This is a genomic window from Microbacterium trichothecenolyticum (assembly GCF_030818955.1).
Taxonomy (GTDB): Bacteria; Actinomycetota; Actinomycetes; order Actinomycetales; family Microbacteriaceae; genus Microbacterium; species Microbacterium trichothecenolyticum_B.
Map to the genome: position 1 here is coordinate 1,995,123 of NZ_JAUTBF010000001.1, position 15,233 is coordinate 2,010,355.

Sequence of the window (15,233 nt, forward strand, 5' to 3'; positions counted from 1 at the left end):
TTCTCAGCCCTTCTTCGCGCCGTAGCGGCTGCGAGCCTGCTTACGGTTCTTGACAGCCTGGGTGTCGAGCGCACCGCGGACGATCTTGTAACGGACACCGGGGAGGTCCTTCACACGACCACCGCGCACGAGCACGAGCGAGTGCTCCTGCAGGTTGTGGCCCTCACCGGGGATGTAGGCGGTGACCTCGGTGCCGTTGCGCAGCTTCACGCGAGCGACCTTGCGCATGGCCGAGTTCGGCTTCTTGGGGGTCGTGGTGTACACGCGGGTGCACACGCCGGCCTGCTGGGGGTTCGACTTCAGCGCGGGAGCCTTGGTCTTCGAGACCTTCGGCGAGCGGCCCTTGCGAACCAACTGCTGAATGGTTGGCACGTTCTCTCCTTGATTGGCTGGGGGTTCCTGTCGGTTCCGCCCAGGTGCTGCACGGTGACAGCGGTCGTGTCTCCCCCGACACCTCGCTCATCTTGCGATTCGTGACGTGTCGGGCTCACGTGTGATCCACCGCGCGACAGAATGATCGGACACGGTTCGTGGTGGATATGCCGTGGGGGCGACCTGTTCGCAGGCCGATCCCTGAGATGGTGCGAGCGTTGATCCGTACGACACGCCCGAGGGCATGACGTACGGCGCGCGTGAACGCACACCCGCTCAATGATACGCGCTCCCCGGGGGTGGGGCAAACGTGCCCGGACGCACGGACCGAGAGCGTGCCGCGGCCCGGCCGGTCAGCCGAACAGCAGCAGGGCCGCCCCGACCGCGGCGGCCGCCAGCACGACGACCACGCCGACCACGAGCAGCAGCCGGAGAGGTCGACGACGCGAGGTGCGCGGCCGGACGACGGCGGCATCGCCCGCGCGAAGACGAGCGGGCCCCGGCGATCGACGCTCGATGCGTGCGGGCTCGTCGGTGCGCGGCACGTAGGACTGCTGCTCCCCGGCGACGGGGACGCGCGCGGAGCGCACGGCGCCGGGGACCTCGCGCGCGGTCTCGAGTGCAGATGCCGCCGCCCTCGGAGCTCGGCGGCGGCGGGCGCCCCTGGTGGTGCTCTCGTCGGCCGCGGGTACCGCGGTCGACGGCGGCGATGCCGGCCGCGCGCCCCGACCGCGCGAGGCCGGAGCGGTGACGCCGTCGACAGCGCCCCCGGGGACGCTTTCGGCGCGGCGGCGCGTGGCCTCGTCGAGGTCGGGGGCTGGCGTCGGCGCCGGCCGGCGACGCGTGGTCTCGTCGAGGTCGGAGGCGGGCGCGGGCTGCGGGTCGGCGCGACGGCGCGGTGCCGTGGCGAACACGTCGTCCTGGTGAGAGGCAGCAGCCGGGCCGGCTTCCGGCCCGCGCGACACGATCGTGTCGTCGTCGAGAAGGCCCGCGGTGGATCGCACGGTGTCGTCGTCGAGGCGGTCGTCAGCGACGGTGTCTTCGGCGGCAGCCTGCGGGACCGCCGGCCACGCACGGAGCCTGCCCGCCCAGAGGGTGACGTCGTCGGGCTCGTCGGAACGGTCGCCCGGGCCGCTCACACGTCTCTCCGCGACAGACGCACCTCCGCGTCACCGAGGAAGAAGCGTTCGCCGGCTTCGATCTCCTCCCCCGGGGGCGCTTCGACCTCCGTCCCCATGAGAGTGGCGAACAGCACGCCGTTCGTGGAGTCCAGATCGGTGACGTACCAGGTCTCCCCGCGTAGCTGCAGGCGCGCGTGGGTCTTGGACACGGTGCGCGTCTCGTCCGAGATGGAGACGAGCTGCGCATCGGGGTACGCCGGGTCGGATGCCGGACGACGACCGAGGATGACGATGGGCGCGGTGAGATCGATCGGCGCACCGCCCGGCGGGATCAGGGCCCACGGGATCCGCTTGCGCCGCGTCACGACGGTGCGGTCGAGCGCATCGAGGTCGTCGCTGTCGTCGTCTCGGTCGGCGGGCAGCCCCGGCTGTGCGTACAGGGCGGAGACCGACGTGCGCGCCGACCTCGGCGCTCCGGCATCCGGGGCATCGGGCACCGCGGAGACCGCCTCGGACAGCTCCGGGAACTCGTCGGGGTCGGCGGCCTCGGGCGCGCGCGGTGCCGGGACCGGCGCCGGCGCCGGACGGGTGAGCGGCGCCCCGGCGTCGACGTCCGGCGTGTCGGCGGCCGACCGCGCCGAGCGACGCGGCGGGTTCGCCCAGGGCGCGGAGCCGGCGTCATCCGCGGGAGACGGCGCGGAGGAGGCGTCGACAACGGCGTCGCCGGTCGGCGCGGGGGGCGCCCACACGGGAGACGGCGCGCCCGCCGTCGATGAGACGGGAACGTGGGGGCCGACCGCCTCGGCGTCGTCATCGACGCGGGCGGGCGAAACCGCGTGCGAGCGCGCGTCGATCGGGGTCTCGCCCGTCGCGGGGGCTTCGGCGCGCAGGGCATCGAGGACGTCGAACACCGACGTCGGAGCCGGTGGCGTCCACCCGGCGGACACCTGCGCGGGTGCGAGGGCGTCATCGGCGGGCACGCCAGCACCGCGTCGGCGCGACCCGTCCGCGTTCGAGGAGAGCAGGTCGGACGGCGCAGCCCAGTCGCTCGGCGACGGCACGGCATCTGCCAACGAACCGGACGGCGCGGCGAAAGGCAGCGCCACGGGCTCCGACATCACGGCCGGCTCGACGGGGCGCGCGGCGCCCGCACCTCGCTCGCCGTCGGTGGCCTGCTCCGGCGTCCACCCGCCGATCAGCGGCACGTACGGGCCGTCGAACTCCCGGCCGCGGCGGACGGGGACGGAGTCCTCGTCGATGCCCGAACGCGCAGACCCGCCGCCGCCATCGCCGTCCCAGCGAGCTGATCCGAAGCCCAGAATGCTGGCCCAGATCACGGGGAAGAGGGCGCCGACCACCGTCATCCCGCCGCCGGCGCCGAAGCCCACCGAGATGCGGTGGACAGACACGATGAACACGACGATGAACGCGATGCCGCCGAAGAGGGGCACGATGTTCAGCAGAACGAGCCAGGGCGAGAAGCCGCCGATCTTCAGCACCATCGCCACGTTGAGCACCGGGATCCACGCCTTCCACACGGGCTCGCCGATCTTGCGGAACAGCGCGGCCAGCGCCACCGCGAACCAGACGTACAGCAGGACGACGAGCGCGAGCGAGGTCGCACCGAGCACCAGTGTGGTGGAATCCGTCATGTCGTGTCGCGTCCCGTCGGGGCGGTGGGACGCTTCCCCCTCTCGTCGCGATGCAGGGACCCCGCGCGCGCACGGCGCGGAGTGAGGAACCGCAGGAACGATCTCAACGATACGGCCGCGCGGACGCGACGCCACCAGCCCCGCTGACGCAGGAGGACGCGTCGTTCGACCTCGACCATCCGCCAGTAGTCCGCGACCTCGTCGGCCGACACCGCGTCGGGTGCGAAGACCGCCCGGTCCGCCTCCTCGGCGAGGCGCGTCGCGGACGCGGTGCCGAAGGCCGCGGCGACGTCGTGACGAGTCGGCGCGGGAGGGAGGACGCGGCCCGCATCCACCCCGGCATCGACGTACTCGTCCCACCCGCCGGCGATCGCCGCACGCGGATCGGCGTCGCGACGGCGCCCCCGGCGACGAAGCGCCTTGGCGACGACGATCGCGAGGAAAGGACCGAACAACACGAGCAGGACGAGCACACCGATGCCGGTCACCCGGAGGACGGGCCACAACCACGCGAGGTCGAGGCCGTCATCGGTGCGTGCGTCGTCGTCGAGAGCGTTGTCCTCCTGCACGGGCGCCGGAGGAACAACCTCGTCGACGGTGTCGGGACGCACCTCCGTGACGTTTTCGGGGTCCTGCTGCTGAGTCACCTCCAGGCTCGGCGACTGCTGCCACTGCGGGGTGACGTCGATGCTCGCCCACCGGCCGTCGACGCCCTGGACCTCGGTCCACGCACTGAGGTCGCGTGCACGGCACTCCCCCGCCACGCACGTCGGCAGGTCGGGCTCGGCGGAGACGAGACGGGTGCCGACCACGACGCGGGCGGGAAACCCCAGCTCGCGGGCGATGAGGGCAACCGCCACGGCGAACTGCTCATCGTCTCCGACCGCCGCGACGAAATTGCCCGATGCCGCCGCCCGCGGGTCTTGCTCACGGTCCAGCAGGCGCTCGAACATGGTGTCGATGCGCGCCACCGAGTGTCCCGACGCGCTGGGCTGAACCTGATACCCCGGCAGGTCGGCCGCCCACGCGGGGACGGCGGACCCCGAAGCCGCAAGGCTGTGGCTGAGGTAGCCGCGCTCGCGCAGTACCTGCACGAGCGTCTGCAGAGCCGCACCGGCATCTGCTCCGACCGCGTGCTCCTGCACCCAGCGCCGCAGGTTGTCGCCGCCGTCGACACCGCCGGACACCCCGGGCGGGGTCAACGTGGTGAGATCGACGGCATCCGGTTCGACCGCATCCACCCGATACCGGTCGCCGTCGACGAGGCCGCCGCCGGCGGTCTGCACACCGGCCTCGGCATCGGCGCTGTAGTAGAACCCGTCGGCGAGCTGCGCCCGCCGGTCCCCTTCGAACGTCGCGGAGGCGAGGCTGCCCGCCGTCGGCATCCATATCCCGTTCAGATCGACGACCTCGATGTCGGCCTCGACCGGCCGGCCCGCCCCGGGATCGCGCTGCGACGGCAGACGGAGGAAACCTCCGCCTTCTTCGCCGGATGCGCGGAAGATCTCGCCGTCGTAGGTGTCGAGCGTGGCGACCCGGATCCGCTCGGGCAACGTCCCCTCCCCGCTGACGCGGAAGAGCACGTCGTCAGACCTCGCGTCGGAGAACATCGAACGGTACTGCGCGAGCGGGCTCACCGCTTCGGCGATCCGGCGGTCGGGCCCGGCCGCCGATCGCAGCACCTGCCGCTCGGCATCCCTCGACACCCACGGGACGACGGCGATCGTCGCCAACACGGCCACCGCCAGCATCGCCACGCCCAGGGCGGCGCGTCGACGATCGACGCCCGAACGGCTCGATCTCGACGGCGCCGCGGACACCTCGCTCGCCCGACGAAGGGCCCCGAGACGCTCGTCGCGAGCGCGCCACGCCAGCCACAGCACGCAGACCAGCAGGGAGGCGAGCCCCACGGCCGTCTCGACCGGGGCGACGAGCGTCACCGGACCGAGCGAGAGGGGGGCGCTGGTCGCCGTGCGGCCGAAGAAGAGACCGAAACCGACCATCGCGAGTCCGCTGATCACGGCGCCGGGGGCACGGCGATCCTCACGCCATGCGAGCGCGAGGGTCACAACGGTCCCCACCAGAAAGACGACGAGCGCGGGGACCAGCAGATTGCGGTAGGAGCCGACGGGCAGATCGACCGTCACCAGGTCTTTCCACGCCACGACGACTCCGGCGAGCGCCTCGCCGATTCCCCGCAGCGCATCCGCGGCGGAGGCGAGACGCGACGCGACGGCGAGGGGGACGGCGAGCACGACGAACGCACCCGCCACGACTGCCGCCAGCACCCATCCGCTGCCGCGCCGCCACGTGACGACAGCGACGATCACCGCCGCCACGGCCACTGCGACTCCGACCAGCAGCAGGAATGACGCCGAGGCGTAGATCGGCCACGCCGCCACCGCTGCCAACGCGACGCAGGCGGCGGTGTACAGGGATCCGGCCGCGATGCGCGGCGCGGCCGAAACGTCGCGCCGTCCTCGGGCGGCGACGCGGCGACGCCTCTCGCTCACGAGGTCGCTCCTCTCACGAGAAGACCCGCCAAATCGTCGAGGGTGCCGATCGTCAGCACGGTCAGACCCGCGATGGACTGCATCCGCGGGTGAGCCCTCTCGTCGCAGATGACGGCGGCGACGGCCGTGTCGGCGGGGAAGGCGAGCGCGGCCTGGCGCAGGCTCCCCAGCGGAACGGCCGAGCCGACGACGACGAAGGCGATCGAGAGGCGCTCGTTGGCCTCGGATGCCAGGCGGCAGACGTCTTCGACGGGCATGGTGTTGTCATGCCGCCCGAGGTCGCTGAAGCCGTCGAGCAGGGCGCGGGGCGAGATCACGGGCACGTGCCGGATGGCGCGCAGACGCCCCTTGACCACGCGAGGGATCTCGGAGCCCGTGACGATGTCGATGTCGCGCGCATCGCGCACCGCGCGCAGGGCGAGCGACGCCGCCGCCGACACGGCCAGCTCGTACTCGTCGGCGTCGGCGTACTCCCGGGTCGCCGCCGCCAGGACGACGGCCATGCGCGAGCGGCGGGACTCCTCGTACTGACGCACCATGAGCCGGCCCGTCTTCGCCGTCGACTTCCAGTGCACCTGACGCGGGGAGTCGCCCGGCACATACTCGCGGATCGCGTGGAAGGACATGTCGGCGTCCACCAGTCGACGGGTGGCATTGCCCTCGAGGTCGCGTACGAGCCCGGCGCTCGTGGAGGGGATGGCGACCGTGCGCGGGTGCACGAACACCTCGTGCACGTCGTCGAAGGAGTGCTCTCGGCGGAGCAGGCCCAGGGGGTCGCTACGGACCGTCGTGACCGGTCCGACACGGACGACCCCGCGCGGCAGGGGCGGGATCTCCAGCGGCTCGGTGGTGCTGTGACCGGGGCGCAGGAGCGGGACGCCGAACTCCACGAGACCGCGCCCGACCGGAATGTCGAGTCGGCCGGGCAGGGCGGGGCGCGCGCTCTCGTTGCGCACGACGATCTCGCCGGTCACCCCCTGCCCGGCGACCACCCGCTCGTGGACGAGCGCAAGATCGACACCGTAAGCGCGGGCTCCGAAGAGGAACGGCACGCTCATCGCCAGCAGCAGCAGCGCGGCACTGCCGGCCACCATCCACTCGACCCAGCCGAAAGCGATCCCGCACAGCAGCCCGAGCGTCGCCGCGACGACCACCACGGCCCCCGCCGGACGCACCGTACGCCCCGCCCAGCGCACCGTCGCCGTGACCGCGTCGACGGTGACGCGCCACCATTCGGCGGCCTGCACCACCGCGCGCACGATCCGGCGTTGCCGTCGCGTCGCCGTCGAGGTGATCGACGTACGCGACCCCGTGGCCATCGTGCCGACCGAGGTACGCGTCAACCTCGACTCGGTGCGCGTCACATCGGGCATGATCCGACCCCCGGGGGTGCGGATGCCGCGGAGCCCGGCACCGTCAGGCGCTTTCGCGCTGCGTCGGCGGCAGCGTGTCGAGCAGCACCTGCCCGACGACGGCCTCTTGCGTCACGCCGTCGAACTCGGCCTCGGGGTGCAGGATCAGGCGGTGCGAGAGCACCGGCACGGCGAGGGCCTTCACGTCGTCGGGCGTGGCGAACGTGCGCCCCTGCGCGGCCGCACGGGCACGGGTGGCGCGGGTGAGGGCGAGCGCCCCGCGGATGCTGACGCCCAGGCGCACCTCGTCGGCCGTGCGCGTGGCATCCACGAGCCGGGCGATGTAGTCCAGCACGAGCGGGTCGACGTACACGGATGCCGCGAGGTCTGCCATGCCGACGAGCGCCTGCGGCGTGATGATGGGGCGCAGGTCCGCGGTGGCGACAGCGGCCCCGTCGAGGATGCGGACGGTCGCGGCGTGATCCGGGTAGCCGAGCGAGGTGCGCAGGAGGAAGCGGTCGAGTTGCGCCTCGGGCAGGCGATAGGTGCCGGCCTGTTCGACCGGGTTCTGCGTCGCGAGCACGAGGAACGGCACGCCCACCTCGCGGGTGACGCCGTCGATGGTGACCCGCCCCTCTTCCATGACCTCGAGCAGGGCCGACTGGGTCTTCGGGCTCGCGCGGTTGATCTCGTCGGCGAGGACGATGTTGGCGAAGACCGGGCCGGTGTGGAACTCGAACGAGCCCGACTTCTGGTCGTAGACGGTGATGCCCGTGATGTCGCCGGGCAGCAGGTCGGGGGTGAACTGGATGCGGGTGTTCGTGCCCTGTACCGACTGGGCGACCGCGCGGGCGAGCGAGGTCTTGCCCGTGCCGGGAACGTCTTCGAGCAGCACGTGCCCGTCGCTCAGCATGGCGGTGAGCACGAGCTCGACGACGTGGCGCTTGCCGAGGACGGCACGCTCGACGTTGTCGGCGATCTGCGAGAAGGTCTGGGCGAACCAGGTGGCCTGCTCCTGGGTGATCGTCATGTCGGTGAGGTCTTCCTGTGGCGGGGTGGATCGGCGGCGCAGAGGGGATGCCAGCGGTGCCGGGTCAGTTGGACGGATCGTCGTTCGTGGGCGGCTGCGACGGCTCGTCGATCTTGCCGGGGTCGCAGCTTCCCCCGGTCTCGAGTGTGGCGGGCTCCAGACCCCAGTTGCGGGAGGACCAGTCGATCTTCACGACCACCCCCGATACGCGCACCGCACCCTTCGGCACCCTTCGCGGGTTGTCACCGGCGTCGAGGCTCTTGTCGTTCTTGTCGAAGTACCGGAGCTTGGCGTACGAGGGGGTGCCGGTACCGAGGTCGTTGCTGGTCGACCACTCGACCTCGAGATCGCGCCCGGCGACGCAGGAGCCCAGTGACGCGCCGGCCCGGACCTGATACGGGGCGCTGCCCGACGCCGGCTTCACCTCGCCGCGCTCCGAACGCGCCGGCCAGAGATCGTGCTGGAAGTACACGCCGATGTCGGGGTCTCGCCCGAAGACGTCGGTGCTGCCGTTCCAGCGGTCGTACTCGACGTGGTTGTTGCGGGGCGGTTTGCTGCCCTCTTGGATGCCGTTGCGACCGATGCGCCAGCGAGCCGTGTCGCCCTGAACGTCGGGTGTCGCCCCGACGCGGAAGGTGTACCCGGTCGGCGCGGAGGTGTCCTGCGCCGCCTGGATGCTCTGCTCGACCTGGTCCGACCCGAACGTCTTGCCCTGGAAGACCGAATCGACGCACATGCGCACCGTGTACGTCTCTCCGTCGTCGCGGTTCGGGAACTCCGCCCGGCGCTCGTCGCCGACGGTGCGGCAGGCGCCGTCGATCGCGAAGCCGAACGTCAGCGCCGAGTCGTCGCCGTCGGTCGAGGCAGAGCCTTCGGCGATGATCGTGACCTTGCCGGCGCCGCTGGGTTCCGATCGCAATGTGAGGGCGAGCTGCTGCGGCTTTCCCACACCGTGGGCGGTGAAGATCAGCGCGTCGCCGTTCTGCGAGCCGCCCAGCCCGGGCGGGACCGAGAAGCGCGAGATGGGCGTCACCGTGACCTTGGCGCCAGTATTGCTGCCGACGGTGAAGCCGCGAAGGGTAACGGCGTCCTGGTTGCGTCCGACGTCGACCCTCTTCGTCTCGCCGGCCTCGCTCTTGACCTCGAGCGTGCCGGTCTCGGCCGCGTCGATGCCGGTGATCGTCAGGTCGACGACCTTTCCGTCTCCCCCGGTCTGCACCGGCGTGAACTGCCCCGAGGACGGACGGTCCGGGGTGTCGTAGGCCCAGGCCGTGGTGCGCACGGACGCGCGGGACTCGCCCACGCTGTTCACGGCATTCACGACGTACTCGCGCTGGTCGCCGTTGGGAGCGGCGATGCTCGAGCACCCGCCGTCGGGGCCGCACTGTGCGACCACCTCGCCACGCGAACGCACGATGAACCCGCTGAGCGCCGGGTAGGCGCGACGCGCTTCACCCGGGTCGACGCGCAGGGTCAACGAGCCATCGGCGTACGCCGTCTGCCGCACGCTCGCGGGCCCTCGGGGGTAGCCGAGCAGGTCGAACACGACGCGTGCGTCGCGGGTGGCGGCGGTGGTGCGTCCCTGCGCGTCGCGAAGGGTGACGCTCGCGCCGCACGTTGCGCCGGGGGCGTCATCCGTCCACGACGCCTGGATGCTCGTCGACGACGCCACGGCGAAACTGACCCCGGCGCACGCGGCGGTCGGGCGCACACCCACGACCTCGAGCGGCGTGCGCGGCAGCGGGTTGACCTCGCCGCTGGCACCCACGACGTCGACGGTGCAGCTCGACCCCGTCGCCTGCGAGCACTGGAACGACGTGGTTCCCCCCTGGGGCAGGGTCGACGGCGCAGCGCCGACGCGCAGCACGAGGCGCGCGGGCGCGACGGCGTTGTGGCTGTTGATCGAGATGACGGCGGCGTTCTCGGTGCCCGGAACGGCGCGGTCGGTGCCGGTGACGGTGACGGTCGAGCCGTTCAGCGCCACCTCGAAGGCCGAACCCGCGTAGTCCATCGCGTAGCGGATCGCTGCCCAGTCCTCGCGGCCCAGCTGCCACGAGGTCATGTTGCGCAGGTCGAAGGTGGCGCTCTCACCGGGGCCGACGGTCAATGCCCCCGGTCGCAGCTCGGGCTGCGGGTCGCGCGCGACCACTCCGATGGGAACCGACAGCACGGTCCAATCCTGCGTTCCGGCCACGCGGACGGGCACCTGACAGGCATCGGTCCAGGGGGATCCCGTTCCGGCCTCGTAGCTCACCACGGATCCGCTGACGCTGCACCGGCCCTGCGACCGGGCGCCGGTGGCCGTGACGTCGGAGCCGACCTCGAGCGTGGCGCGCCGGGGCAGGGCTACGAGAGACGCCATGTCGAACTGCACCGAGCCGAGCTCGTCGACCCGCTGCGCGGTCCCGGGCCGCAGCGACAGGCTCAGGTCGTCGTCGCCGGGCACGCGCAGGAAGGCGTAAGTCGTGATGTCGGTGTCTCCCACACGCGCGGAGACGACGAACGGGATCACCCGCCGGGTCGCCGGGAGCTGCCCCGAGATGCGCCGCCCGTCGACCTGCACGCCCGCGGGCTGAGCCCACAGTGACACGGCGAGCGATGCGACATCGCCGCCCGCCCAGGAGGCCTTCCCGGCGATCACGTCGACGCCCGAGGTGAAGTCGTCGCGGTTCTCGACCGTCAGAACCGTGTCGGCGACCACCGGGTAGTCGGGCACGCTCTCGCGCACCACCTTCACCACGATGAGTCCGCGGCCGGTGTTGCCCGAGTCGGAGGCGACGTCGTAGAGGAACGACATCGTCGCGGGCTCATCCCCCGCCCGCAGGACCACGCCCGTGTCGGTGACCGTCTGCACGAAGCCGCTCAGACGCGCGTACTCGGCGTTGTCGCTGCCGTCCACGAGCTTCTCCGGCAGGTCGGGGCGCACGCCCGTCAGCTTCAGGCGTCCCTGGGTCGGGTCGATGTCGTTGGCGAGGGGACTGACCCGGATCGTGCTGTCGGCGCCGGCCTGCACCTGCACGTAGTCGGTGAAGGTGATGGGGCTGGGGTTGGCCTCGGCGTCGAGGACGCCGATGCGCACCGTGCCCTCGCCGGTGGCCCCGGCGGTGTCGGAGACCCGGTAGCGGAAGGAGATCTGCCCGCGGTCGCCCGGGATCGACGAGTACACGATCGATGACCCGTCGGGCGACACGGATGCCGTACCCCGGTCGGGCTGGGTCGCGATGCGATCGAGGGTGACGGCGTCGCCGTCGGGGTCGATGCCGAAGCCGCGGAAGTCGATCGTGGTGGTACCGCCGCTGAGCACCCGTCCTTCGAGGGTGTCGGGCAGTGGCGCGCGGTTCGCCTCATCGCCCAGCACCGTGATGCGCACCGTCGCCTCGTCCCACAGGGTCGGGGCGCCGGTCGTGTACACGCGGTAGGTCACCTCGTACGTACCCGGCGAGGTCGGGGCGAGATAGCGCAGCACACCGGCGGACGCGAAGGCGAGGGCGTCGCTGGCGGGCTGGGCCTGCACGCTCGAAGGATCGAGCACGGGGCGACCGCCGGCCGGGGAGATGTCGTTGTCGAGCACGGGGATGTCGACCTGGGCGCCCGCGCGCACGGTCACGGTGTCGTCGACGGCGATCGGAGCGATCTCGGGAGCCGGCGGCAGCAGGTACACCGTCGCCTCGCCCCTCACGCGCGAGCCTTCGTCGTCGGTGCCGTCGCTCACGGTGTACCCGACGGTTCCGAGAAGGCCCGCGCTGCCGTCGGCGGTGCTTCCCGACACACGCAGATCGTTCTGCCCGACGGTGTCGACGCTGAGCGATGCCCCTTCTTGGGCGACCGGCTCCACGTCGCTGAGCAGCAGGACACGGCCCGTGGGGTTCGACACGGCCGCGAACACGTCGAGGGTGGCGTCTTCTTGCGGTCGCACGAACGCGACCACCGGTGAGGTCGACAGCTGGGCGGGGGCGTCGGCGGCGAGAAGGGTGATGCGCGCGGTACCCGTGGCATCCCTCGCCCCCGCGCTGACGGTGAAGTCGACGCGGTAGACACCCGGTTGTCCGGCCGAGAAATCGAACCTGGTGCTGCCGCCCACCACCGTGGCGGCGGCCGCGGCGCCGTCGAGCACCCGCACCGACGTCAGTGTGACGTCACCGGCGGTCCCCGTCACGTGGGGGCCCACGTCGACCGTCAGCGCCGAGCCCACGGTGTCGAGTCGCGCGAACGACTGCACGGCCAGGGTGGGGTCGGGCGCGACCCGGATGACGAGGGGTTTGGTCGTCGTGGCACCGGCGGTGTCGGCCACGGTGACGTCGAGCTGGACGTTCTGCTCCCCGCCGGAACCGTCGTCGGCGTGCTGGTACACGACATCGCCGGCGGGCGTCGCCGCCACCGTGCCGACACCGCCCGGGTTCTCGACGGACAGCAGCAGCAGCGGGTCGCCGTCGGGGTCGACCCACCCCGGGAGCACCGGCACGGTGATGGTGCCGCCGCGCGCCACCTCGGGCGTGGGCCACGGCTGCAGGCACTTCTCGACACCGCACCACACGGGAGCGGCGTTGGCGGCCGCCGGTGAGACCGTCAACGTCACCGTGGTCGCGGGCGAGGTCAGCCCGTCTGCGGTGGTGCCGTCGGTGACGGCGTACGAGAACGTGGCCGACCCGCTGGCGCCGGGCGCCACGCGCACGGCGAGGCGCTGACCTGCGTCGGTGACCGTCAGGGTGCCGAAGCCGGGGTCGAGACCGGTGACGCTCTCGGGCACGATGCTCAGCACGTCCTCGTTCGGGTCGTGGTCGTTCAGCAGCACGGGCAATGTGGCGAGGCGTCCCGCCCGCACGCCGAAGGCGTCGGGCTCGGCGACGGGGGGCTTGGGGTCGAGCACGACGCTCAGCTGTTCGTCGCTCTGCTGCGCCGCCTGCTCGGTGCGGTCGTCGAGCGACCAGTTCTGGCTGGATGCCACGAGCGCACCGTCGGGGACCGTCCACACCCACCCCGAACGCGTCTCGTTCAAGATGACGGCGTGCTCGGTCGCGACGAAGACCGGTCGGCGCTGGTCGGCGAGGGTCGCGCCCCCGTAGTCGAGGTCGGTCTCGCCGCGGTCGGACCGCCACAGCGTGCCACCCGCATCGCCCGGGAGCAGCCACGCCGCGTACGTGACTCCCTGGTGGGTGAGGGGCCGCGCGGGCTGACCGATGACGGCGCCGCCCCCGCCCACCTCACGACGCGGTGCACTCCCGTCGACGGGGATGCTCCACAGCGACTGCTCGTCGGCGACGTAGACCGCCCGCGCGTCGGCATCGGCGTCGCCCACCACGAGCTGGTCGCCGGCGTCGATGTCGACGGGGTCGGCTCCGCGCACCCACACCCGTCCGGCATCCGGATCGACGAGCACCCAGGTGTCGCCGGCAGCCGAGAGCACGGGCGCGGCGACATCGACGGCGAGCTCGTCGCGCGATCGCACCTCATCGGCCTCGAGGTCGTAGCGGATGACCGATCCGTCGACGGACGAGTAGGCGAAGAGCATGCCCCGGGCATCGAGGGCGATGGCATCCGCCGTGTACGCGGGGGCCTCGTCGTCGCCGGCCGTCCCGAACGGGTCGAGCTCTGTGGAGCTCTGTCCGGCCTGACTCAGCCGGCCGACGAAGAGCGTGCCCGCATCGGTGCGGTAGACGGCGTAGTCGCCCGCTGTGACGACCGACGTGGTCCCGGGCGGAGTGTCGGGCGCGGTCTCGAGCTGCTCCTGTTGCAGGTCGACGGGCTGCGCCTCGTCGATGCGGGTCAGCTTGCTGAAACTGTCGGTGAACAGGTAGGCGCCGTCTGCGCTCTGTGCCACCTCGCTGGGGTTGCTGGCCGCGCGAACGGTGTCGAGCTCGCCCACCGACGTGTTCACGCGCGCGTAGCGCTGGCCCTCACCCGTCTGCAGCGCCCACACCGAGGTGTCGACCTCGGGCGTCTGCTGGGCGTCGAGACCGGGCCAGACGATACTGGCCGTGACGACGAGGACGACCGCAGCCAGGCTGGACGCGAGCCCGATGAGCGTGCGGCGCCTCATCAGAGGACGCCCGTCGCGAAGAGCGCGGCGACGGCGACCGCCCCCGCCGTCACCAGAGTCGCCCCGGCCAGAACCCACGGCAGCACGCGAGAGGCGGACGACGCGGGTGCGGCGATGTCGGTGTCTTCGTCGCGCGCGAGCCCGGCGACCCCGGAGGTGCCGCGGATCTTGCGCGATCTTTCGCGGGCGATCCGCGAACGTGCGGGCCCGCGCAGGGTCGCGTCGGAGAAGTCCACCGAGCGCGCCGCGGGGGTCCACTCGGCCGCCGGCACCTCCAGCGGCGTCGCGGGAAGCCCGATCTCGCTCTGCACGCGCTGCAGGGCCTCACCGAACGCGCGAGCGCTGGCGTACCGGTCGCCGGGGTTGCGCGCCATCGCCGTCGCCAGCACCTCCTGCACGGCGGCGGGGACGTCGGCGCGGGAGATCTCGGTGTAGGTGGCACGAGCGATACGGCGCCGCAGCTGCTCGCGCGAGTTCTGGCCACGCTCGCGGCGCTCGAACGGGCTGTGCCCGGCCAACAGCGAATACACGGTCGCGCCGAGACTCCAGACCTCGCTCGCGACCGTTCCCGCGGTCTGCTCGGCGACGACCTCGGGCGCGCTCCACGGTACCGACATGGCGAGCATCTCGTCGGCCCCCTGGGGGGCGAGCGACGACGAGATGCCGAAGTCGGCCAGGACGGGTGCGCCGAAGGTCGTCACGAGGATGTTGCTGGGTTTGACGTCACGGTGGATCAGTCCGGCATGGTGGGCGGACTCGAGGGCGCCCGCCATGCGCACACCGATCGAGAGCACCTCGGCGACCGGGATGCGTTCCACGCGATAGCGCTGCGCGAGCGAGCCGGGGCAGAACTCCATGACGATGTAGGGGCGGCCGTCGGCCGAGATGCCCGCCTGGTAGACCGTGACGATCGACGGGTGCGCCGAGAGGTGGGCGAGCACGTCGGCCTCGGCGTTGAACATGCGCAGCAGATCGGTGTCGCGCACGTCGCTCGGCAGCACCTTCACCGCGACGTCGCGACGGGGCATGTCCTGGCCGTAGAGGAAGACGTCGGCGAAGCCGCCCGATCCGAGCGGACGGATGTACGCCAGACCGGGCAGGATCGGCGGCGACGACGGAAGGCGCTGCGGCATCGAGCCCCCTCCCCGGACGACGT

8 protein-coding genes are annotated in these 15,233 nt (G+C 72.2%); all 8 read right to left on the bottom strand.

Annotation, left to right across the window (positions count from 1 at the left end; genetic code table 11):
- Positions 1–3: 3 nt before the first annotated feature.
- Positions 4–372, bottom strand: coding sequence for a 30S ribosomal protein S12 (gene rpsL, locus QE412_RS09605; protein ID WP_013584051.1), 369 nt, complete (start codon positions 370–372; stop codon positions 4–6).
- A 353-nt stretch (positions 373–725) separates the two neighbouring features.
- Complete coding sequence (locus QE412_RS09610) at positions 726–1,511, bottom strand: hypothetical protein (RefSeq protein ID WP_307482772.1); 786 nt, start codon at positions 1,509–1,511, stop codon at positions 726–728.
- Positions 1,508–3,145: a DUF5684 domain-containing protein gene (locus QE412_RS09615; RefSeq protein ID WP_307482775.1), complete on the bottom strand. Its 1,638-nt coding sequence runs from the start codon at positions 3,143–3,145 to the stop codon at positions 1,508–1,510. Before QE412_RS09615 ends, QE412_RS09610 begins: the two co-directional genes overlap by 4 nt.
- Entirely contained in the window at positions 3,142–5,658 is a 2,517-nt protein-coding gene (locus tag QE412_RS09620) for a transglutaminase domain-containing protein (protein ID WP_307482777.1), read from the bottom strand. The genes QE412_RS09615 and QE412_RS09620 overlap by 4 nt, the downstream gene beginning before the upstream one ends.
- Entirely contained in the window at positions 5,655–7,031 is a 1,377-nt protein-coding gene (locus QE412_RS09625; RefSeq protein ID WP_307482779.1) for a DUF58 domain-containing protein, read from the bottom strand. Before QE412_RS09625 ends, QE412_RS09620 begins: the two co-directional genes overlap by 4 nt.
- A gap of 43 nt (positions 7,032–7,074) precedes the next feature.
- The gene (locus QE412_RS09630; RefSeq protein WP_307482781.1) at positions 7,075–8,040 is read right to left on the bottom strand and encodes an AAA family ATPase; all 966 of its coding nucleotides are present in this window, start codon (positions 8,038–8,040) and stop codon (positions 7,075–7,077) included.
- Positions 8,041–8,104: 64 nt separating this feature from the next.
- Positions 8,105–14,077 (bottom strand): Ig-like domain-containing protein, encoded by a 5,973-nt coding sequence (locus QE412_RS09635; protein WP_307482784.1) that lies wholly within the window; start codon positions 14,075–14,077, stop codon positions 8,105–8,107.
- Entirely contained in the window at positions 14,077–15,210 is a 1,134-nt protein-coding gene (locus QE412_RS09640; protein WP_307482786.1) for a serine/threonine-protein kinase, read from the bottom strand. Before QE412_RS09640 ends, QE412_RS09635 begins: the two co-directional genes overlap by 1 nt.
- Positions 15,211–15,233: the final 23 nt, after the last annotated feature.